A 23,394-nucleotide genomic window follows, 5' to 3' on the forward strand; every position below is an offset into this window, starting at 1 on the left:
ACAGCGGCACCTGAACTGAGGTCCGCCAAGCATTCGGTGCAACAGCCATCGGCAGGGTTGGGAACGGACGCTTCGCTGTTCCGTGCTGCCAGCCTTGTCGGATCGATCGAAGGTAAAGTTCTCAGGGTCAGCATGTGTGTCGCTTGCAGCCGTGATATCGGGTTTCGGTTCAGCCAAACAGGAAATGTACGATAGTGAGTGCGATAATATTGACAATCGCACATTCCGCCACAAGAAGGGTCGGGATGCGTAGTCCGGAACGGACGAGGTTGCGCCAGGGCGTGCCCATCCCGATGGCGACCATCGCCATAGCCATACAGATCTGGGAAACACCATTTCCGAAAGCCTCCACGACCGGTGGTACCGTGTCCAGGCTGTTCAGCAGCGCCAGGAAGGCAAAGGCAGGCAGATAGACCGGGATTCGTGACCAGAGGCCCCCGTCGGCCCGGAAGCCGCCAATCAGAAGCGGTGCGATCAGCGTCACGGGTATCAGCATCACGACTCGCGCCATCTTTGCGACAGTGGCAGCGTCACCCGCCTCATGCGAAAGGGCGTAGCCCGCGGCGGTGGCCTGGGCCACATCATGGATGCTGGCGCCGATAACTGTCCCGACATTCCTCGCCGACCAGCCGAGATCCGATCCGAACAGGCTCCATAACAGCATTGAAGCGCTGCTCAGAATGCTGATCCAGGCAATGATGATCGTGATGTCGGCATTCAACCCATCACGTTTGCGGGATAGCCCGGCGCAGGCCAGGGCTGCCGATACCCCGCAGATGCCAGTGCCAGCGCCGGAGATGAACCCGACATCCATGGGTAGCTTCAACAGGCGCGCACCGATCAGTCCGGTGGCGATCGACGCGACCACCACCACGCAGGCGACAGCTAGGGAAGTTCCTGCTCCTGTGAGATCGCCTACATCAAGGCGAAAGCCCAGCAGGGCGATGCCGACCCTGAGCCCGTAAGAGCGAGCGAACTCAGCGCCGCTTTCCAGCACCGGGCTCCTCACGAACCATCCGATTAGCAGCCCCACACACAGGCACAAGGCCAAGCTTGGTATCCCCCAGGTTTTCCCCAGCCTGGTTGCCAGCTCGGCCAGCGCGGCGCAGAGCGCAATGCCGGCTATCCGTGTCACGAGGGAGGGTATTGCTGTCCGGTTCGTCCAGGGGAACCGAATTTCACCGATCATCAAATATCCTCCCTTGCACAGTGCAGCGTTCGTGGTATTAGAATGTCAATAATCGACAATTGAGTTTGCTTCAATCCCGCAGAAGCTTGGAGGGAATTATGGGGAGGCCAACGCTGTTCCTTGGTGCTCCGCACGGGCGGTAACTGGACTTCCTACAGCCTGCGTCCTGGCCGGACGCGCCTTTGAGCGCTTGGCGTGCCGCTCTTCCCGTGATTGCCGGCGGCCCAGAGTACTTTGGGAAAGGCGAGAAAAGCTGGAGCACCATCGCGAATCCGACGGCAACGCATGTCGTCGATGTCAATCATGCTCAGGAGGAGAGCGCTTCAATGTCCCAGACAACAGCCAACGATGATGCCCCGATGCCTGTGCATTATGAACGACGGGGCCGCGTCGGACTGATCATTGTCAATAATCCGCCTGTCAATGTGCTGTCTGCGACCGTTCGAGAAGGACTGTGGGACGCGATTGAAAGAGGTGTGGCGGATGTGGATGCCGCTGCCCTCGTTATAGCCGGACACGGACGAACCTTCATCGCAGGTGCCGATATCACTGAATTCGGCCAGCCGCTCCAAGGGCCGGACATTAACGACATTAATGCCCGGCTGGAAGCGGCCACCAAGCCGGTCGTCGCTGCGATGCATGGTAGTGTTCTCGGCGGTGGGTTGGAATTGGCCTTGGCCTGCCACTACCGGATTGCGGCAACAGGAACGATGCTGGGTCTACCGGAAGTGAAGCTTGGCCTGCTGCCCGGCGGTGGGGGAACCCAGCGGCTGCCCCGGCTGGTTGGGGCCAGGGTTGCAGCTGAGTTCATCACATCGGGTGTTTCCATCATGGCTGACGATGCCCGCAAGCTGGGAATCGTTGACGAACTGGCCGATGAGGACTTGATTGGGGCCGCCATAGTGTTCGCTGCATCGCTGAAGCCGGGGTCGCACCCTGTTGTCAGCGCTCGGACCTGCATCTTGACAGATGATGACCGCCTCGATTTTGAGAAGCTGCGGCGGGCCTTGGGGAAATCCCATCGTGGTCAGACGGCTCCTCTCCGTTGTCTTGCGGCTGTTGAGGCAGCGTTCAATCTTCCCTTTGCGCAGGGCTTGGAGCGGGAGCGTGCACTGTTCGGCGAATGCTTGGACGATCCCCAGTCGCGGGCCTTGATGCGCCTGTTTTTCGCAGAGCGTTCGGCGGCCCGCGCGGTTCCGGCGACGGTGAAGGCTAAGCCGCTGCCAGCCCGTGTCGGTATCATTGGTAGCGGCACCATGGGTGGTGGTATCGCGATGAGCTTTGCGAATGCCGGTATCCCCGTAACATTGCTGGACATTTCGTCCTCGAGCCTGGAACGCGGCCTGAAGCTGGTGGAAAGGAACTACGCAAGCGCCGTGGAGAGGGGGCGGTTGTCTCCACGGGAGATGGAGGATCGCATGGGGCGCATCGTTCCCACGATCGACTTTGCGCACTTGGCAGAAGTGGATCTGGTGATCGAGGCGGCATTGGAGGACATGTCGGTCAAGCAGAAGATTTTCCGTGACCTGTGCGGTGTGACAAAGCCAGGCACGATCCTGGCGACGAACACCTCCACGCTGGACATCGACGTCATCGCGTCGGCAACAGACCGGCCGGCTGATGTCCTCGGAATGCATTTTTTCAGCCCGGCCAATGTGATGCGCCTTTTGGAGATCGTGAAGGGGGCTCAAACTGCGCCGACGGTCGTGGCAACGGCCATGAATGTTGCGAAGGCGATCGGAAAGGTCGGCGTGGTTGTGGGCAACTGTGACGGCTTCGTTGGAAACCGCATGGTCGGCGTCTATGCAACGGCTGCCTATAGGCTGGTGGAAGACGGGGCCAGCCCGGCACAGGTCGATGCGGCGCTGACCAGCTTTGGTCTGGCCATGGGGCCATTCGCCATGGCCGACATGGCGGGCAACGATATCGCCTGGCTGGTACGGCAGCGCCGCCTGGCAGAGGAAAAGCCGGCCGGAACCGCCATGACTGACTGGCTCTATGAACAGGGGCGTCTGGGGCTGAAGGCCGGCAAGGGGTGGTTCACCTATGCAGCCGGTAGCCGGCAGCCCGAACCTTCAGCGGAAGTGGCGGAGATGATCGCCGATCATCGCCGTTCGCTCGGCATCACGCCGCGTAACGTCACTGATCGGGAAATCGTCGATCGCTGCATTTTGGCGCTGGTGAACGAAGGAGCCAGGATACTGGAGGAGGGGATAGCTGCCTTTGCCCCTGACATCGATCTCATTTATGTCAACGGCTATGGATTCCCAGCATGGCGTGGTGGCCCCATGGGATATGCGCAGGAGCGTGGCTTGCCAGAGGTGCTGTCTCGCATCCGCGATTTTCATGCGCGTGATGGCGAGGAATGGATACCGGCGGCGCTGTTGACCGGGCTGGTTGACCGGGGGGCGACCGAGTGGGATGCCACCCAGCCGAGGGGCCAGCGATGAGGACGACATCAAAAACCACAACAATCCTGTCGGCACAAGCCCACGCCAGCTTGCTAGTGTCTCAGGACAATTCCGATCATGCTTTTGCCGAGACGACGTTACAATCGGTCCTGGAACGTTACGACGGTTTCGGCATAAAGCGATCCGGCGGACCGGGAGACCGCCATGTGACGGACTGGTTGGATGCGGAACTGACGGGCCTGGGATACCGCACTCAACGACAGACCTTTGAAACGCCGTTTATGCAGCAGGAGGCGGGTCTCCTCACGGTCGACGATGTATCGTTCCCGGCGTTGCCGCAGGAGCCGACCAGCTTCAACATGGCTCCAGGGCGTATAGCGCCGCTTTGCATCTATGACCCGCAGACAGACAAACGGGCGTTCGCCAACCGCCATGTTGTGATCAAGTTGCCATGGGCTCGCCATTCGGCCATGAACGCTGCCCTGCAACAGATATTGAGCGAACTTGCTTCTGCCGGAGCTGCGGGCGTGATGCTGGTCACTTGCGGCCCCTCGCAAGAGGCGGTCAGTCTGAACGTGCCTCTATCGATGCGCTTAGGTGCTTTGCACATCGTCACCTTAAGGGAATCCTCCAGTCACATTTTGCTGGAAGCGGCAAGGCATGGGAAGGAAGCCCGACTGTTGGTAACCGGCCGGCGCGGGCAAAGAACAACCTGCAACCTCTCGGCCGAACGGCCGGGCGGCGCGCGAACCGTTGTCATCTCGACGCCCCGCAACGGGTGGCACCACTGCACAGGGGAACGCGGACCCGGTATCGCAATCTTCCTGGCGCTGGCGGCTGAATTGGCCGTGCGGGCCGGCAATCGGCGGGTATTGCTACTGGCCACCGGCGGGCATGAGTATGAAAATCTGGGTGCGGAATATGCGCTTCGCACTTTGGCGCCAGATCGCGATGCTGTCGACCTCTGGATACATCTGGGGGCCGGCCTCGGCGCCAGGGATTTTCATGATACGCCGGGCGGCCTCGTTCCATTGCCCAGTGCGGATGCCCAACGGTTCCTAGCGGCGACACCGTCTCTCCTGTCCGATGCCCGGCACGCCTTTGCCGGGGTGCCGGGGTTGGAGGCCGTCTATCCGTCGAAGGCGGATGCGCCGGGGGAGACCGGGGCGATCATCCGGGCCGGCTATACCAACGTAGCCGGTGCGTTCTGCGCCCACCGCTTCCATCACTCCGTTGCGGATCGCTTGGACAAGACCAGCGGGGAGATGGTGCGGCCTGTGGCACTGGCCTTCCGCGACCTTTGCCGCCGTGTCCTGGGTACCTGAGCTCGGCGGACTCGAACCTCTCCCCATCAAGTTCCGCAGAAGCGGCTTTTGAAATGAACTGGAGTGATTTCCATGCGTGAAGCTGTCATCGTCAGTACCGCTCGTACGCCAATCGGCCGTGCCTACAAGGGAAGCTTCAACAATACATCGGGAGCCGCCCTGGCGGCTCATGCCATCCGTCACGCTGTTGAGCGTGCCCGGCTTGAGGCGGGCGAAGTCGAAGACGTTATCCTCGGCTGCGCATTACAGCAAGGAACGACGGGATTCAATGTCGCCCGCCAGTCGGCCCTGCTGGCCGGCCTTGCGGTCGGTACGGCAGGAACGACAGTGGACCGCCAGTGCGGCTCAGGTCTCCAGGCCGTAGCGATCGCCACGCAGCGCGTAGTGATGGATGGGGTTCCGGTGGCCGTTGGCGGTGGCGTCGAGAGCATCAGCTTGGTGCAGAACGAACATATGAACGTCCATCGCGGATCCGATGAGGCTTTGCTTCGGAAGGTTCCTGCCATCTATATGCCGATGTTGGAGACGGCGGAAGTGGTGACTGCCCGCTACGGCATCGGCCGCGACCTCCAGGATGAATTTGCTTTGGAGAGCCAGCGCCGGACGGCCGCCGCACAGGACGCAGGCCGTTTCGATGGCGAGATCATCCCCATGACGACGACGATGTTGGTGCAGGACAAGGTCACGGGTGCATTTGATACGCGCGAGGTCACCATTGGCAAGGATGAAGGGAACCGGCCCGACACGACAGCCGCCGGCCTGGCCGCGCTAAAGCCCGTGAAAGGCGCAGGAATGTCGGTAACGGCAGGGAATGCCAGCCAGTTGTCGGATGGCGCCAGCGCCTGCGTCGTCATGGAGGCGGCCCAAGCCGCGAAGCAGGGTCTGCGACCGCTGGGTGCGCTCCGTGGCCTTGCGGTTGCCGGGTGCGAGCCGGACGAGATGGGCATCGGCCCTGTCTTTGCCATACCGCGCCTGCTGAAGCGGCACGGGTTGACGATGGACGACATTGGCTTGTGGGAACTGAATGAAGCCTTTGCCGTACAGGTGATTTATTGCCGAGATCGCCTGGGGATCGATCCCGCCAAGCTGAATGTCGATGGCGGCGCCATCTCCGTTGGTCATCCCTACGGCATGAGCGGTGCCCGCATGACCGGCCATCTGCTGCTGGAGGGCCGCAGGCGCGGCGTCAAGTGGGGCATCGTGACCATGTGCATCGGCGGTGGCATGGGGGCGGCCGGACTCTTCGAAATCTACCCCTGACGTCGCCCATGTCCCGTAGCGCCCAACATCCAATGAGAGTTTGACATGAGCCGCATGGATCCCAGGGAAATTGCGTTCCAGATCGACTGTATGCTGGACATCGATAAGCTGTTCACGAGGGCGCGGTTTCGTCACCTCGACAGGTCTACGGTGGATCAGATCATCGATACCGCCTCGAAGTTGGCCGAGGAATATTTTGCCCCGCATTATCATGCCGTCGATCACAATGAACCCTATCGTGAGGGTGGTGTTGGCAAGGTCGTGATGCTGCCGGAGGTGAAGCAGGCTACCGAAGCCTTCGCCGAGGCGGGCTTTCTGGCCGCGCACCATGACGAGGATCGTGGTGGCCAGCAACTGCCATGGTCGGTCGTGCAGTCCTGTTGCACGTTCTTTCAGGCTGCCAACATTTCCACCACGGCCTATGTGTTCCTGACGGTTGGGGCGGCGAATCTGATCCGGTCATTCGGTACCCGGGAACAGCAGGACCGGTTCATGCAGCCGATGCTGACCGGTCGCTTCTTCGGTACCATGGCGTTGTCAGAGCCGCAGGCCGGTTCATCCCTGGCGGACATCACCACCTCGGCTTCGCCCAACCCCGACGGGTCCTTTTCGCTGACAGGCACCAAGCAATGGATCAGCGGCGGCGAGCATGAACTGTCGGAAAACATCGTTCACATGGTCTTGGCGAGGATCAAGGGTGCACCGGCCGGCGTGAAAGGCATCAGCCTGTTCATCGTGCCCCGCTACAGGGTGAATGATGATGGCAGCCTCGGGGGCGACAATGATGTTCGATTGGTCAGTCTGCTACACAAGATGGGCTACCGGGGCACCACCAGCACCATCCTGTCCTTTGGGGAGGAGGGGCGCTGTCAGGGTTTTCTTGTCGGCGAGCCGCATCATGGTCTGTCCTACATGTTCCAGATGATGAACGAGGCGCGGATCGGCGTGGGACTCAGTGCGGCGGCGCTGGGCTATGCCGGATATCGCTACAGTCTGGAATATGCCCGCACGCGCCTGCAGGGCCGCCGGCCGGATGCCAAGGACCCGACGATGCCCATGATCCCGATCGTGGAACATTCCGACGTCAAGCGAATGGTCCTGCAACAGAAAGCAGCCAGCGAGGGTGCGCTCGGCCTGTGTCTTTTCTGCAGCCGCCTGGTTGATGAGCAGCATACCGGCGAAACGCCGGAGGTACGACGCAACGCGGGCCTGCTGCTCGACATCTTGACGCCGATCGCCAAGTCCTGGCCTTCCGAGCATTGTCTTGAAGCAAACAAATGGGCCATTCAGATTCTTGGTGGGTATGGATACACCCGGGACTATCCGGTGGAGCAATATTACCGCGACAATCGTCTGAACCCGATCCATGAAGGTACGTACGGCATCCAGGCGCAGGACCTGCTTGGCCGCAAAGTATGGCAGCACGACAGGGCGGGGCTACGGTTGCTGGCCGAGGAGATTGGGACCACGGTCGTGCAGGCCGAGTCATATGCGGAGCTCTCGCCCTATGCCGACGCGTTGAACAAGGCGCAGATCGTCATGCATGCTACCACCCAGGTCCTGGCGGCGGAGCGGGCGAATGGGCCGGTAGATGTATTGCTGGCCAATGCCGTTGCCTATCTCGAGTTGCTGGGCAATGTGGTTCTTGCCTGGATATGGTTGAAGCAGGCCGTGGCGGCCAAAGTCAGTCTGGAGTCCGGTACCGGAGACGCGAAGTATCTGCAGGGTAAGATTGCAGCTTGCTCCTACTATTATGGTTGGGAACTACCAAAACTCCAATCCTCTTCCGATATACTGCTGCGGATGGACCGTACGACTTTCGACACTCCGAGCGATGTTCTCTGACAGCGGCGTGGCACGAATTCGGAAAGCGTTTTACCGTCGACAGTGCAGATCCTTCCCGCATCCTTTCCGTAGTTGCCGTGAAGATGGAACCTCCTGGCCAGCAAGCGGCCAGGAGGTTTCCACTTTTTCGTTACCCCCATCCTCCATGGGCTGGGAAGGTTGGACGGCGTCCGTAGATGGTATAATTGGGGCCAGCCGGAGCGCGACATCGGCATTCGTGTATTTGATTATTTTGCTTTGATTCCCCGAACATGGGACGCGGAGAGTCAAAAAGATTACATAGGAATGGAAATATAGATAAATCGGCACTCCACTGAATGGATTTTCAGGATTTCTGCACATAGGGGGCTGACGCAGCGCGCAGCCATGTGCTACAAGAGTGTGTCACTTATCGACATCGTGGGTTTTCGTATCGGCAGAGGGATCATCTTCTGTTTATGGGAACTTGCGTTGTCGTCCAGCGTTGACAAAAGGAGGCAACGCAGAGTGGCGCTCAAATTGTCAATAATCGACAACGCAAAATGGGAGGAAACAAGCAATGTCTCAGACCATCACCCTGACCATGGATGCCGGCCGCACCTACACCTATGTGGATAGCGCCGGGCAATCGCATACGGAACAACGGACCATGGAGGTCTTCGTCAACTATCCCAGCAGCGGACCCGGCAACTATCCCGTCGTGTTCTACAGCGCCGGCAATCACGCCAATGCCGAGGCCACTGGCGGCCTCAACGCGAGGCTACTGGCGGACAAGGGCTATATCGTCATCGTGCCACGGCACCTGGACGACTATGCGATGCCGGACGCCATCGAGGATTATTTCGACCGCTCAAACCCCCAATCTGCTGTCGAACGCGTGAAGGATATGAATTTCCTGGCGGACAACGCATCGACCATTCTCAGCTCACTGCCCAGCGGTTACACGGGCGATCTTTCGACGCCGGTTGTCGCCGGGCAAAGCCTCGGTGCCTTCACCGCCCAGATGCTGGTCGGCGTCCAAAGCGCTTTCCCCGAATATGCGAACCTGGCTAATCCGTTTTTCGAAGCAGCGATTTTGATATCGCCGCAGGGGGTTGTTCCCGATGATCTGAACAAGCCGGCATCGCAACTCATTCATACCGACGACACATGGTCAGGCCTGTACTACGAGAATGCACAATCCAACTCCTGGACGAGCGTGACGGTCCCGACGCTGACCATCACCGGCGAGGACGACGGTGGTGACGGCGGCATGTCCTATCTGGAACGCCGTGACCCGTTCGATTACGGCATCCGCGCCAACAGTCATGCAGCAGTAATTGATGGGGCCGATCATTTCGAACTGGGCGGGTTCAACTCGCTGGGGTTCGTCACGGAAACCTATGTCAACTGGGCCACGCGTGATGTGTCCGACACGTTCCTGCAGGCCTATGTAAAGGGTAACGCCTCGGCGTTGGCGCAGTTGGACGATGCGGCAGCCTATCGCGCGTCGCATGTCTACAACAATACCACGGCTTTCATGGAGATTCTGTCGGGCCGGGCTGACGGGCTTCTGGTGGGGACCGGTTCTGCCGACACTCTCACCGGATCGTGGAGTGTTGATCTGTTGCAGGGGGCCGGTGGTGCCGACGTGCTTTACGGCATGGATGGCAACGATACCCTTCAGGGAGGCACCGGTGCTGATGACCTTTACGGGGGCCTCGGAGATGATCGGTTCGTCTTTGCGGTAGGCGATTCCGGTACCCTGGCTTCTACCCGCGACCAGATTCTGGATTTCGATGATTTCGGTGACGATATTGTCGACCTGACGGCTTTCGGTGGGCTTGTCTGGCGTGGCACTTCGGCTTTCTCCGGCGCGGGTCAGGTGCGCGTTGTGACTTCCGGTTCACATGTTCTGGTGCAGGTTAATACCGACACCGACTCTTCGGCGGAGTTCGTGCTGGAACTGACCAACACCACCATGTCGCAAGTATCGGCGTCTGACTTCCTGCTGTAACAGACCCAACGCAAGTCCACCCTCACCGGACGCGGCATACGCCACCGTCCGGTGAGGGTATCTCACGCCTTCAAGCCATGCTTGAGGAATGAGTAAAGTCAATTATTGACAATGCCATGCGTATCGCCTTAGCTAGATGTGTTCGCCGCGATCTGGAACACACGGCCTTCCATCCTGGTGGATTGGGCAGCGTGGCGCACTCCAAGAAAAAATGCCGCTTTACCGGCGGAAATATGGGGGAAGGAAGTCACAAATGTCCCGTCGTCTGAAGAAGCGCGCCATCGTCGCCTGTATTGCGACAATCGCGACCTGCAACGGCTATCCGGCTCGGGCGCAGGTCTCCGCGCCGGAGGAACTGGAGGAAATCATTGTCACCGCCACGAAGCGGGTGCAACCCCTGCAGGATGTACCGGTGGCTGTCACGGCCGTGACCGGGGAACAGTTGTCTGGCGCCGGGGTCGTGGATACGGAACGCCTGGGTCAGGTTGCGCCGTCGCTGATGATTACGTCGTCACAGCAGGTCGGCCTGGGTGCGCAGATCCGCATCCGTGGCATCGGCACGCCGACCGGCAATCCAGGCCTTGAAGGGTCGGTGGGCTATTTCGTGGACGGCATCTATGTCGGCCGTTCCAACACGGCCTTTACCGATCTGGTCGACGTGGAGAGGGTGGAGGTGCTGCGCGGACCTCAGGGTACGTTGTTCGGCAAGAATACCTCTGCCGGCGTGATCAGCGTCACCACACGGGCGCCTGAGTTCGAGTTCGGCGGCAACCTCCGGGCCACAGCGACGAACCTGGAAGGCCGCCGCGTCAGTGGTCGGATCACCGGACCCATCGCTGATGATGTGCTGGCCTTCTCCGTTTCTGCCCAGGGAAATTTCCGTGACGGCTACATGCGTGACGTTGCTTCCGGGGCCCGGTACAATGACCGTGACCGCTGGCTGGTGCGTGGTCAGATGCTTTATAAGCCAGTTGAGGACTTCTCCGTCCGTCTGATCGCTGAACATTCTGAACGCGGCGAGAACAGCACGGTTCCGTCGTTCACCCAGATCGCCACGGCTCACCGCACCCTGATGGAAGGACTGGGCGCATCCATCCCCACCCCACCGGGTGGCGACGACCGGTTCGACACGGCGGTCAACGCGCCGTTTACGGCCAATACCAACGATGACGGCATAACGGTGCAGGCGGACTGGAAGACGTCCTTCGCCGATATTCGCGCCCTGCTGGGTTATCGCAGTGCCATCGCCGTCAAGAATTGGGACTCCGATCTGACGAACCTGGATGTGTATCGGCAGTATGAGCGGATCAAGGACGACTTCTATTCTGCGGAATTTCAACTGAGCCGCTCGCTGGAGAGTGTCGATCTGCTGGCAGGTCTCTATTATTTTGATGCCGAAACCCGCTATCTGAAGAGCCAGCAGCTGGGCGCCGATGCCGGGCGGTATTTCGCCGCCTATACGCGTGCCCTGATCTTTCCATCGCCGCTGGTGACGGCGTCGTTGTGGGAGGCGGGCCGCGGTCTTACGGCGCAGAATACCAGTCTGGACGGTGATGGCTGGTCGGCTTTCACGCACAATATCTGGCATGTCACATCCTGGCTCGAGCTGACGGGCGGTCTGCGCTACCAGAGCGAGGACAAGGAGGGTGGTGCCTCTTACGCCTATAGTCAGGCCAGTGCTTGCACACAGACCTTCACCGGAACGGGATCGGCCACTGCCAATGCGATCCTGACCGGCCTTCGTCCCTCCAGTATCTGCGCTGCCTTCACTCCGGCCTACCAGGCTCGCTACGACGACGACCAGGTAACAGGCGTCATCATAGCGTCGGTGAGGCCCAGCAGCGATGTCCTGATCTATGCCAGTTATGCCAACGGTTTCAAGGCAGGGGGCGTCAATCTGGATACCCGCGCCGGTGCGAACGCCAGCCAGACATTCCAGCCCGAAACCGTGGATGCCTATGAGGTGGGCCTGAAATCCACCGCACTTGGTGGAGCTCTGACCTTCAACGCTGCTGCCTTCGACATGAAGTTCAAGGACTTCCAGGTCAACAGTTTCAACCCCACCTCGGCCTTTGTGCTGACAAACGAGGCGTCTGCAGAATCCTACGGTCTTGAAGGGGAATTGGCACTGCGGGTTGATCGCGGCCTCTGGGTACGCAGCGGCGTCCTGTGGAATATCGCCCAATATGGCAAGGACACCGCAGACGCCAATCTACGTGGGCGGCAGGTGTCCAATGCCCCCCGCCTGTCCGGCACATTCTCCGTATCCTTCCGCCAGCCGGTGGTGGCCAGTCAATGGGGCGTGACGGCCAATTTCGACGCCCGCATGCAGGGCGGAATGAATACGGCCAGCAATCTGGATGACCGTAGCCGACAGAAGTCCTATGGCCTCATTAATGCGCGGGCCGGCTTGTTCAACGACGACAACGGCATGGATGTTGCCGTCTTCGCGAACAACATCGGAAACGTCCGATACAAGACCATCGGGTTCGCCGTCAGCAGCGGTTACATGAGCTACTGGGGTGATCCCCGAATCATCGGCATCGAACTCACGAAACGCTGGTAGGGTGACCGGGAATGAGCATCAAGGAGCCGTCCGCTACCACCGCTGCGGACCTGTCCATCATCTCCGCCGGAAAGCCGCGAACGACGCCGCTGCCCTTGTTCTTCATGATCATCCTGCTGGTGTCCGCCTTTAACATGGGTGACAGGCTTTTGCTGGGGATTGTGGCCGAGCCGATTAAACAGGAGTTTGGCCTGACGGACACCATGATGGGACTCCTGGGGGGAACGGCGTTTGCGCTGATCTATCCGCCGCTTGGACTGCCCATCGCTGCTCTGGCTGACCGCTTCAACCGTAAGAACATCCTGGCCGTCTGCATGGCAGTATGGAGCTTGGCGACCAGCCTGTCGGCATTGGCGACCGGGTATTTGCATCTCTTGGCTGCCCGCTTGACCGTCGCGGCCGGGGAGGCGGGCTTCGTGCCGCCGACACACTCACTGATCGCCGATTACGTCACCGAGCGTTTCCGAGCCCGGGCCTTTTCGGTCATCGCGGTGGGAGCGGCGCTGGGATCATTGATGGCCAATGTCGGGGGTGGGGCCTTGGCTGACGCGTTCGGTTGGCGCGCGGCATTTCTGGCCATGGGAGGGGCAGGGCTCCTTGTCGCGGTGACCGTGGCCCTGTTCGTGCGGGAGCCGCCGCGTTTCACCGGTGTTGCAGGGAAGGGGCCTGTCGAGCGGTCAGTCATCATGACCCTGCTGCGCAACCGGGCCTTCATGTTCTGTGTGATGGGGTCGGCCTTTCACCTGATGTATAATTATGCGGCGGCAACCTGGTCGGTGCCCTTCTACACCCGGGTCTATGACAAGAGCCTTCTGGAAGCCGGTATTTTCGTGGGTATTGGCGGCGCGGTGGCGACGGCCCTGGGTGGAATCGCCGGCGGCTTCGCCGGCGATTGGTTCGGCAACCGCGACCGGCGCTGGCTGGCCTTCTGGCCGGCACTGACGATGGCGATGGCCGTACCATTCGGGGCCGCGGGATATCTCGCCGGCAATGCCTGGGCAGCGTTCGCCCTGCTCATCGTTGCGACATTTCTCAATGCGCTTTACCAGTCCTCGACTTACGCCCTTGTGCAGTCGCAGGTAGGCAGCAAGGAGCGGGCCACAGCGGCCGCTTTGATGATCTTCCTGCAGAACCTCTTGGGGCTTGGCCTCGGACCATTGTTGGTGGGCTGGGGCAGCGACATGCTGCAGCCGCATGTTGGAATACATGCGCTGGCCTACGCCATGGGCGGCGCGAATTTTCTCAACATCATTGGGGCCGCCTTGCTTGTGGGCGCGGGCCTCCATCTTGGCAGGCCCTATCGGCCGGAAAAGGAAGCACCATGAATTCGACACTGGGGGACATCCCGGTACAGGACACTGCCGTTTGGACGGCGGCGGAACTCCTGCAGCAGCCGGATTGGATTTTCACTTGGTCCGAGCAGGAAATCGCAGAGATGGACGCGGTCATCGCGGCCCTTCACAACGGAACGCCGGTGTTGGCGCCACTCATGTCGGCGCGCCTCGACGCCTTGGCCCGTGGTCTGGAGGAAGGGCGCGGTCTGTTCCTGGTCCGTGGTGTCCCAATCCGCCGCTGGCCGGAAGGCGATGCCAAGGCGCTGACCTTGTGGATGGGCCGGCAGATGGGCGTTCCCAAGGGGCAGAACGCAGCGGGTGCCCTGATCTCCGTGGTCCGCAATGTCGGTGCAGATTACACCCGTGATCCGGAAGCGCGCGGTTACATGTCGAATGCCGAACTGATGCCCCACACGGACGGGTGTGACATCACCGGTCTTTTGTGTCTGCGTCGCGCCAAATCCGGCGGTGAAAGCCGGATCTGCAGTGCGCTGGCGGTGTTCAACCATATCCGGGCGACGGAGCCGGAACTGTTGGCTCCGCTGATCGAAGGGCTGCCGTACTACCTGCGCGATGCCGACGGCATGAGTGGTCGTCTGCTGGCGGAGCCTGTTCCGGTTTACTTCGCCGTCGGGAACACCGTTTCAACCTTCTATAATCCCAAGTCCATTGAGGTTGGTGCCGACAAGCGCGGTCAGCCACTGACGGAACTGGAGCGTCGAGCGCTGGACCGTGTCAATGCCTTGGCCAATGACCCGGAATTCTGCGCCGAATTCACGCTGGAGGAGGGAGATCTCCTGCTGTTCAGCAACTGGACCACCTTCCACTCCCGGAAAGACTTCGTGGACCATGACGAGGAAGGAGAGCGGCGATGCCTGCTGCGGCTCTGGATCCACTCCAAATACGAACGGCCCTTGCCGGGTTGGATCGCGGCGTCAGCGCGCGGTGGGCTGGGAGCCGGTGGTCAATGAACCGGGCCTTGATCGTGAGGGCGACGGTCCTTGCCGTGGCCTTCGGACTGGTCGCCGGCCCGTTCACCGCATCGGTGGAAGCATGGGCTTCTGAGCCACGTGTTGAGACCGTCGCCGGGCCGGTGTTGGGCAGTGATGATGATGACCTGTCGGTCTTTCGGGGTATCCCCTATGCCGCAGCGCCGGTTGGTGCCTTGAGGTGGCGACCACCGCAGCCGGTCAAGCCATGGACCGAAGTGCGGGAAACCCGGGAATACGGTGCAATCTGTCCCCAACGCCAAGGTGAAGGGGAGTTCCGGCTGCGCGATCGGCCGATGAGCGAGGATTGCCTGACCCTTAATGTTTGGACGCCGTCTGTCAGGTCCGATGCGAAATTGCCCGTCATGGTCTGGATACATGGTGGTGGCTTCCGGATCGGTGCCGGTGGCATACCCCTGTTTGATGGCAGCGCGCTGGCCCATCGGGGGGCGGTCGTCGTCACGCTGAATTACCGCCTCGGCCTGCTGGGTATCTTCGCCCATCCTGCCCTGGCGGCTGAGCAGCCGGAAGCACCCAGGGCCAATTACGCTTTTATGGACCAGATCGCGGCCCTGGAGTGGGTTCGCGACAATATCGCGGCTTTTGGCGGTGATCCCGCGCGCGTGACGATCTTCGGGGAATCGGCTGGCGGAACCAGCGTTCTGCTTCATATGATCTCACAACGGTCGCGCGGGTTGTTTGCGCAAGCTATCGTCCAATCGGGCGGCGGCTGGTCGCGCTCTCCCTCTCTGGCGGAGGCTGAGCTGCTGGCGGACCGTGTGGCAGAGGTGGTGAGCGCCAGCGATCCGTCGGGGTTGCGCGCCGTTCCCGCGGACCGGCTGGTTGAGGTACTGGGACAAATAGCGTCGCCGCTGGGCTATACGCCCGTGGTGGACGGCACCCTTATTTCCCAATCTATTCCCGAGGCGTTTGGAACAGGACTGGCTACCAAGTTGCCCTTGATGATCGGGGCTAACACGTATGAGCAGAACCTGCTGTCTGCGACAGGTACCCCGTTGCGGACAGTCCTGGCGCCCCTTCCTGGCGACGTCGTCGCCAGGGCCCGGACCCTCTATGGCTCTGAGGGCGGAGATGATGACGTTCTGGGTGGGAACCTGTTCCGTGATGGCGGCTTCATTGCACCCGCCCGGTGGGTGGCTCGACAGAACGGGGGGCCTGCTTTCGTCTATCGCTATGCCCATGTGCGGGAAGCTCGCCGAAGGGGGACACCGGGGCCCGGGCACGGGGCGGAACTGATGTATGTGTTCGACAGCCTGGGGGCGATCTCCACTGTGGCACGGCTGATGTTCGGCGCGGAGGACGAAGCCATGGCCCGCATCATGGGTGATTGCTGGGTATCTTTTGCTCGCGATGGCATTCCGTCCTGCGGCAATACCAAGTGGCCGACAGTCACGGCAAAACCGGACTCTGTGATGGTGTTTGAGAACGCGACCGCTGTCGTGAAGAACGATCCGTGGCGGGATCGGCTGGATTTCCTGGATGCCGTCATGCGTCCGCAGCTTTCTCGACAGCCTTGATCCGGAGCGTCAACAATGCCATTAGACCCTCTGATCAGGAAGATTCTGGGTGCGACAGCACAGGATCAGCCCATCGACACAATAGCGCCGGAAGTGGCGCGGGTACGTCTGAAAGAGCGGCTGTCACGGTTGCCCGTGTGCCAAGCCAATGTCGGTTTCGTTCGTGACTTGAGCGTACCGGTAGGTAACCGATATATCCCGGTCAGGCTTTACCGGCCTGTCTCCCCCCGTCGCCCCCCACTGCTGGTGTTCCTGCATGGCGGCGGCTGGAGCCTGTGTGATTTGGACACCCATGACGCGATCTGCCGCCGCCTGTGTGCAGATGCCGGGGTGGGAGTTCTGTCCGTCGAATACCGGTTGGCGCCGGAGCACCCATTCCCCGCCGGCTTCGAGGATTGTGGGGACGTGTATGATTGGGCCCTGCGCAACAGCGACATGCTGGGGGTAGATGTCCGATGCCATGCGGTCGCCGGGGATAGTGCCGGCGGCGCCCTTGCCGCTGGCCTGTGCCTGGCGAGGAGGGATATGAGACTGGTGCCGCCGTCGGCGCAAATCCTGCTCTATCCCGCCTTGCAGCATCCTTCCAGGCTTTCTTCCTCCTATGAGGAGTTCGCGGAGGGCTATGGCCTAACCCGTCGCGCCCTGATGCATTTCTGGGATCTGTATCTTGGGGAAGGCCGCACGCCGACACCCTATGCCGCACCGTTGCATGCCGACGACCTGTCAAACCTGCCGCCCACACTGATTGTGACGGCGGAATATGACGTCCTGAGGGACGAGGGGGAATTGTTCGCGTGGCGGCTGGCGGAACAGGGGACGGAAGTCGAACTGCGCCGCGTGCTGAGCGTCAATCACGGCTTTCTGGCGTTAGAAGCAATATTGCCGATGGCCGACCAAGCGCTGCGAGGCATTGGCCACTGGCTCAAGCAACAAATGACGAGCGGGCAGGAAGCCTGGGGAGGCACGAATGGCACTTGAGAAGCCGGGAGCCATACGGGCGCTGCCGCGGTCGCCCGATGTCGGTCCGTTTGCACGCATGGATGTCGCGGGATTATTGTCGAGCCGTGCCGCTGCATCGCCTGACCGACCCTTTCTGGAGTGGGCGCCGTTCGAAGGCCCCGTTCGGATCTGGTCATATCGGGAGTTCCACCGCGAGGTATGTGCGGTGGCCGCTGGCCTATCACGGCGCGGTGTCAGCGCCGGTGACCGGGTTCTTCTTCACATGGACAATTGCCCGGAACTGCTGATTGCTTGGCACGCATGTGCCCGCATCGGGGCGGTCGCGGTTACGACCAACACCCGCTCTTCTGCCGCTGAGATCGCCTTCTTCGCGGCGCATAGCCAAGCCGTCGCGGGCGTCACCCAGCCGCGTTATGTCGAATTGCTGGCCGGGAATGCGCTCGGCCTTCGGTGGCTGGTCTGCACCGATATGGATTCAATACCCGCTGGCTATGTCCGACCATCTTCCACGCAATCCTTCGCAACGTTGCATGCGGATCCGAACGATGCCCCAAGTCTGCCACCTGATCCGAGGCGACCGCTCAGCATCCAGTTCACTTCAGGCACGACATCCCGACCGAAGGCGGTCTTGTGGACCCATGCCAACGGTTTGTGGGGAGCGCGTGCCGGTGCGGCGAACGAATGCCTGACGCCGGATGATGCGCATCTGGTCATCCTTCCCCTGTTCCATACCAATGCGCTCAGCTATTCGATGCTGGCCACACTCTGGGCCGGCGCACGCATGGTACTGCAGCCGCGGTTTTCAGCCTCGCGGTTCTGGCCGGTTGCAGTCCGTCACCGTTGCACCTGGTGCTCCATGGTGGGGTTCAGTGCCCGGGCCCTGCTGGAACACGATGTACCGGAACGTCATTTCATGCGCGTCATTTCGCCCGCCGTTGCCTTGCCGACGCTGGAACAGCGGTTCGGTGTGAAGACGATGGGTCTGTGGGGCATGACGGAGACGGTAACGCAGGCCATCGTCACCGACCTGTCCGCCCCCAGCGTGCCGATGAGCATCGGGCGGTCTCATCCGGCTTATGAAATCGCTGTGTTGGACGACAATGGCGATCCCATCCGGCCGGGAGGAACGGGAAGCTTGTTGATCCGTGGCATCCGTGGCGTAACCCTCTTCCAGGAATATTTGGGTGATGAAGCGGCGACAGCGAACTCCTTCGATGCGGATGGCTTCTTCATAACGGGTGATCGGGTCACTCTGCTGGACAATGGTGAATTGCGGTTTGCTGACCGCGACAAGGATATGCTCAAGGTCGGCGGGGAGAATGTCGCCGCATCCGAGGTGGAGGCCGTGATCGCCACGGTCGATGGCGTCCGCGAGGTCGCTGTCGTCGGTAAGCCCGACCATATGCTGGATGAAGTGCCTGTGGCCTTTGTCGTCCCCGTCCCGGACATTGGGCAGCATGCTCCGGAACTCGCGGAGCGCATTCGCGGGGTGTGCACGGCGCAGCTGGCCGACTTCAAGGTTCCGCGTGAAGTCAGGATCGTACCCGACCTGCCAAGGGCCACGTTGGAGAAAGTGTCCAAGGTACGGCTGAAGGAATTGCTGCGCGGCGAAACGAAATAGGCCAGGCAAGCCCGCCAACGAAGGCATCTGCAAGTAAACAGGGGGAGAGGCTGATGTTGCCCGGTTTGATGCAACCCAGGCCATTGATGATCAGCGACATGTTGATCTACGCGGCGACGGCCCATCCGGAGCGGGAGATCGTGTCTCGTCTGGTTGATGAGCCTATATGGCGATATGGCTATAAAGATTTGGAGAGGCGAGCACGGCAACTGGTCAATGTGCTGATCCGGCACGGCATCGGGTCTGGCGACCGTGTCAGTTCCCTGGCTTGGAACACCCATCGGCATCTGGAGCTGTTTTTCGCGGTGCCGGGTTGCGGTGCCGTCCTGCACACGGCCAATCCACGCCTCTCCGATGATCACATCGCCTATACCATCAACCATGCAGGCAGCAGGGTACTGTTTTACGATACGAGCTTCTCCGACATCGTGGCGCGGCTTCGGCCCTTGCTCGCCACTGTCGAGCATTATGTGCCGCTGGCAGGACGTGCAGAGCACGTCACTGCCGGGTATGAGGAGATGCTGGCAGCGGTTGGAGAGGACTACCGATGGCCATGCTTTGACGAGAATGCCGGCGCCTTCCTTTGCTACACATCCGGTACGACGGGGAACCCCAAGGGCGTGCTTTATTCCCATCGGTCGGTGGTGCTGCACGGGTTGATGGCTGGACTCAACGGGGCCCTGGGCTTTTCGGCTTTCGACTGCATCATGCCGTGTCAGTCATTGTACCATGCTACGGCTTGGGGACTGCCCTTCGCCGCAGCCATAAACGGCTGCAAGCTGGTGCTGCCCTGCCAACGCTTCGACGGGGAAAGCCTGCATGAACTGATTGAGGGGGAACAAGTGACCTTCTCCGGCGGCGTTCCCACCATCTGGACGATGTATCTCGACCATCTGGCCCGGACAGGACAGCGGCCGCACACCTTGCGAAAGCTGGTGATCGGCGGTTCGGCTGTTCCTCGCCACATGGCGGAGACCTTCCATGGCCGGTATGGCGTGTCCGTCAGCCAGATTTGGGGCATGACGGAGATGAGTCCTCTGGGCGTGGTCGCGACTCCTACGCCGGCGCTGGCTGCCGAGGGGGAAGACGTGCTGAACGACACGATCTGGACGCGCCAGGGTCGATTGCTGTTCGGTGTGGAACTGAAGATTGTTGATGAGGCAGGGCGGGAATTGCCTCGGGACGGCAAATCGTCGGGGGCACTATTTGTACGGGGCCCTTGGGTGATTGAGCGCTATTTCGGGTCGGAAGTCACAGCCCTTGATGAAGATGGCTGGTTCGATACGGGCGATATCGCCACCATCGACGGTTTGGGCTTCATGCGTATCACTGATCGCAAGAAGGATGTGATCAAGTCGGGTGGAGAATGGATCAGTTCCATCGATATTGAAAACGCAGCCGCCGCCTTCGCAGGTGTCAAGGTGGCAGCCGTCATTGGCTTGTTTCACCCGAAATGGGAAGAACGGCCCATCCTGATCGTGGAACCACATGAAGGTTGCACGGTCGATATCCAAGCGCTTCGAGATTACCTGCTCCCTCGGATGGCGCGATGGTGGTTGCCCGATCAGATCATCGTAGCGCCAGTACCACTGACCGCCACCGGGAAGGTCGACAAGAAGGTTCTGCGGCAGACTTTCAAAGATGCCCTGGCATTTCCCGGATCTTAAATGAACGACATGTCCGTACTTTGTGGAGACGCGAATGATTAATCTTTCCGACAACGTCGCCATTGTCACCGGAGCAGGCAATGGCCTCGGCCGTGCCCACGCTTTGGCATTGGCAGGCAAGGGGGCGAGGGTGGTCGTCAACGATCTGGCGCTGCCTGCGGCTCAAGCGGTGGTGGAGGAGATCGAGGCTGCAGGTGGTGTCGCGATGGCTGTTGCGGGCTCCGTAACCGACCCGGTTGCGGTCGGGATGATGGTCGAGAAGGTGATGGCGGATTGGGGACACGTCGACATTCTGGTGAACAATGCCGGTATTCTCCGCGATAAGTCCTTCGCCAAGATGGAGATCGAAGATTTCAGGCTAATCGTGGATGTGCACCTGATGGGGGCCGTTCATTGCACGAAGGCGGTCTGGGAGTTGATGCGGAAGCAGAACTACGGTCGGATCGTCTTCACGACCTCCTCTTCCGGCCTTTATGGCAATTTTGGCCAATCCAATTATGGCGCGGCCAAGATGGCCTTGGTCGGCTTGATGCAGACCCTTGCCTTGGAGGGCGAGAAAAACAACATCCGCGTGAACTGCTTGGCACCGACGGCGGCGACGCAGATGCTGAAAGGGCTGCTCCCGGAGGACGTGCTAGCCTGTCTGGCTCCCGACCGCGTCAGCCCCGGTTTGTTGGCGCTCGTTCATCAGGACGCGCCCACTCGGAGCATTCTATGCGCTGGGGCAGGATCGTTCGAAGCTGCGCATGTGACATTGACCCAAGGCTTGTTTCTGGGAGCGGGGGGCGAAGTATCCGATTCTGTTGCTCAACAATGGGCGAGGGTCGTTGACCGCACTGATGAAGTAGTTCCACGTTCTGGAGACCAGCAGATAAGGCGTGAGTTGCGGAATGCTGGATACGAAGTTGATAGTATGTAGATTCAAACGGGCCCCATGTGTGAATGCAGTAAACATCTCTAAGCAATGTAACGTCATAATTAACCCAGAACTTAGGCGTGACCCACAAGGATACTTCTCATGGATTTGGCGATGAAAACAGATGTTTTGCCATCCGATAGATTAAAAGTGAGTCCTTGGGCGCTTGAATCTCCTGCAAGCACTGCGCCAGATAAAAATTTCGATGCTGTTCTCTCTCGGGTGAGTGACGTGAGTATCGGTCGAGAATCAGAGTCGAAATCGACAGCAGTGTCGACAACAAAGGCCTCCTCATCAGAATCTGTGAATTTGGGCGCCGCAATGGCGAGAGACGAAGATACTGATTTACGTCTTATGGGAGTGACAATGCTGGTGAACTGGCCCCCGTTTGGCCGGACATTCAGGCGGTTTCACGATATGCCCTTATGAACTCGCGGGGCGAGCGCATTTTGAGGCCTGAATGCGGGTGGTTATTGTTGTAGTCATCAATCCATCCGCCGATCTGTCCGAGGACGGTTTCGGCATCCGGCAGTGGCATGACCTGCACATAGTCACGCTTCAGGGTTTTAACGAAGGCCTCGGCGATGCCATTGCTCTGCGGGCTTTTCACCGGGGTAAAGCAGGGTTTCAGGCCGAGCTGCTGGGCAAAGATCCTTGTGTCCCTGGCGATATACGGCGAGCCGTTGTCCGACAGCATCTCGATGGGTTGGGGAACACGCAAGGCGCCGAACCGGACCTCGACCGCTTCCAGCATCGCGTCGCGGATGTCGGAACCACTGATGCCGGCATTGACGACGGCCCGCCAGGCGACGATCTCCCGGTCATGGGCATCAATGATGAACGCGCCGCGGATGACGTCACCATTCCAGCAGGCGAACTCGAACCCGTCCGAGCACCAGCGCAGGTTGGAGCGCATGACGATCACCTTGCCGTCATGCGCCAGATCGGGCCGCTCCTCATATTTGCGGGCCAGGAGCAGGTTGTTGGCCTGCATGATGCGATAGACCCGCTTGTGGTTCACCGGTGCGGTGCCGCTCTCCCGCAATTGCCGGTTCAGCAGCGCCGTGATCCGGCGATAGCCATAGGTCGGCCGGGCCGCCACCAGGGCGGTGATCATGGGCACGACCACCGCGTCATCGGCCTTGTGGTAGCGACCGCGCGGCCGGGTCCGGCCCGCCAGCCGATCAACCAGATTGGACCGGGCCACGCCCAGGGTTTCAGCCACCGCTTTCACCGCGAACCGCCCTTCAGCGGCGACCGCGCGAGCAAGATTTTTTTGAGCGCGACTTTTCCAGTGCATCGCGCAGGATTTCCGCCTCCAGCACCTTGCGGCCGAGTTGGCGCTCCAACTCCCGCACCCGCTCCTCAAGCTGCCGGACAATTTTGTTGCTGGTCACATCGTCATCATCCGCCACGGCTACACTCCCGCCCTCCAGCATCAGACGCCGCCAACGATACAGCAGGTTCGGGGCAACGCCATGCCGACGGGCCACAACAGAGATGCTCGATCGGCCGTCCAGCGTCTCCTCAACGATCCGCAGCTTCTCTGACGCCGTCCAACGCCGCCGGCGGCCGCCGTCTGTGATGATCTCAATCTCAGGCATATGCACATGCTCAGGGATATCCCCAAGCCTCCCAGGCTAGGCCTGAATGTCCGGTCAAAACGGGGGCCAGTTCAGCTGGGTGCTGAAGAGGGTGATGAATCAGGGGGCAGCACGATCTGAACCGCGCCGGGATTGTCGGCGGCTCCAACTCCTGAGAGGATGGGGCTACGATGAGCAAGACAACGAACAAATTT

Annotated in this window: 14 protein-coding genes and 1 pseudogene; 13 read left to right on the forward strand and 2 right to left on the reverse strand. The window is 60.5% G+C overall.

Features of this window, described 5'->3' with window-relative positions:
- Positions 1–169: 169 nt before the first annotated feature.
- Positions 170–1,189 (reverse strand): YeiH family protein, encoded by a 1,020-nt coding sequence (locus tag AC1Q7F_RS28245; protein WP_492511898.1) that lies wholly within the window; start codon positions 1,187–1,189, stop codon positions 170–172.
- 182 nt (positions 1,190–1,371) lie between these two features.
- On the opposite strand from AC1Q7F_RS28245, the gene AC1Q7F_RS28250 reads away from it, so the two are divergent.
- From AC1Q7F_RS28250 to AC1Q7F_RS28310, 13 genes are all read left to right on the forward strand, one after another.
- Positions 1,372–3,639, forward strand: a complete 2,268-nt coding sequence (locus tag AC1Q7F_RS28250; protein ID WP_492511899.1) for a 3-hydroxyacyl-CoA dehydrogenase NAD-binding domain-containing protein — start codon at positions 1,372–1,374, stop codon at positions 3,637–3,639.
- Positions 3,636–4,925, forward strand: a complete 1,290-nt coding sequence (locus AC1Q7F_RS28255; RefSeq protein WP_492511900.1) for a hypothetical protein — start codon at positions 3,636–3,638, stop codon at positions 4,923–4,925. The genes AC1Q7F_RS28250 and AC1Q7F_RS28255 overlap by 4 nt, the downstream gene beginning before the upstream one ends.
- A 72-nt stretch (positions 4,926–4,997) precedes the next feature.
- On the forward strand, positions 4,998–6,185 hold the full coding sequence (locus tag AC1Q7F_RS28260) for an acetyl-CoA C-acyltransferase (RefSeq protein ID WP_492511901.1): 1,188 nt from the start codon (positions 4,998–5,000) through the stop codon (positions 6,183–6,185).
- Between the two features lie 45 nt (positions 6,186–6,230).
- Positions 6,231–8,030, forward strand: coding sequence for an acyl-CoA dehydrogenase family protein (locus AC1Q7F_RS28265; RefSeq protein ID WP_492511902.1), 1,800 nt, complete (start codon positions 6,231–6,233; stop codon positions 8,028–8,030).
- A 538-nt stretch (positions 8,031–8,568) separates the two neighbouring features.
- Positions 8,569–10,005 (forward strand): hypothetical protein, encoded by a 1,437-nt coding sequence (locus AC1Q7F_RS28270; protein WP_492511903.1) that lies wholly within the window; start codon positions 8,569–8,571, stop codon positions 10,003–10,005.
- Positions 10,006–10,258: 253 nt separating this feature from the next.
- Complete coding sequence (locus AC1Q7F_RS28275) at positions 10,259–12,571, forward strand: TonB-dependent receptor (protein WP_492511904.1); 2,313 nt, start codon at positions 10,259–10,261, stop codon at positions 12,569–12,571.
- An 11-nt stretch (positions 12,572–12,582) separates the two neighbouring features.
- The gene (locus AC1Q7F_RS28280) at positions 12,583–13,896 is read left to right on the forward strand and encodes a spinster family MFS transporter (protein WP_492511905.1); all 1,314 of its coding nucleotides are present in this window, start codon (positions 12,583–12,585) and stop codon (positions 13,894–13,896) included.
- The gene (locus AC1Q7F_RS28285; RefSeq protein WP_492511906.1) at positions 13,893–14,876 is read left to right on the forward strand and encodes a TauD/TfdA family dioxygenase; all 984 of its coding nucleotides are present in this window, start codon (positions 13,893–13,895) and stop codon (positions 14,874–14,876) included. The genes AC1Q7F_RS28280 and AC1Q7F_RS28285 overlap by 4 nt, the downstream gene beginning before the upstream one ends.
- Entirely contained in the window at positions 14,873–16,432 is a 1,560-nt protein-coding gene (locus AC1Q7F_RS28290; RefSeq protein ID WP_492511907.1) for a carboxylesterase/lipase family protein, read from the forward strand. Before AC1Q7F_RS28285 ends, AC1Q7F_RS28290 begins: the two co-directional genes overlap by 4 nt.
- Positions 16,433–16,447: 15 nt before the next feature.
- The gene (locus tag AC1Q7F_RS28295; protein ID WP_492511908.1) at positions 16,448–17,410 is read left to right on the forward strand and encodes an alpha/beta hydrolase; all 963 of its coding nucleotides are present in this window, start codon (positions 16,448–16,450) and stop codon (positions 17,408–17,410) included.
- Entirely contained in the window at positions 17,400–19,013 is a 1,614-nt protein-coding gene (locus AC1Q7F_RS28300) for an AMP-binding protein (RefSeq protein ID WP_492511909.1), read from the forward strand. Before AC1Q7F_RS28295 ends, AC1Q7F_RS28300 begins: the two co-directional genes overlap by 11 nt.
- A 53-nt stretch (positions 19,014–19,066) precedes the next feature.
- Positions 19,067–20,680 carry a long-chain fatty acid--CoA ligase gene (locus tag AC1Q7F_RS28305; protein WP_492511910.1) on the forward strand — a complete coding sequence of 538 codons (1,614 nt, stop codon included), beginning with the start codon at positions 19,067–19,069 and terminating at the stop codon, positions 20,678–20,680.
- 34 nt (positions 20,681–20,714) lie between these two features.
- Positions 20,715–21,599: an SDR family NAD(P)-dependent oxidoreductase gene (locus AC1Q7F_RS28310; protein WP_492511911.1), complete on the forward strand. Its 885-nt coding sequence runs from the start codon at positions 20,715–20,717 to the stop codon at positions 21,597–21,599.
- Between the two features lie 397 nt (positions 21,600–21,996).
- Here AC1Q7F_RS28310 and AC1Q7F_RS28315 read toward each other — a convergent pair.
- Positions 21,997–23,218 (reverse strand): annotated as a pseudogene (locus tag AC1Q7F_RS28315) (IS3 family transposase).
- Between the last annotated feature and the right edge of the window lie 176 nt (positions 23,219–23,394).

The organism is Niveispirillum sp. GW835-FHT14G11 (assembly GCF_058793615.1).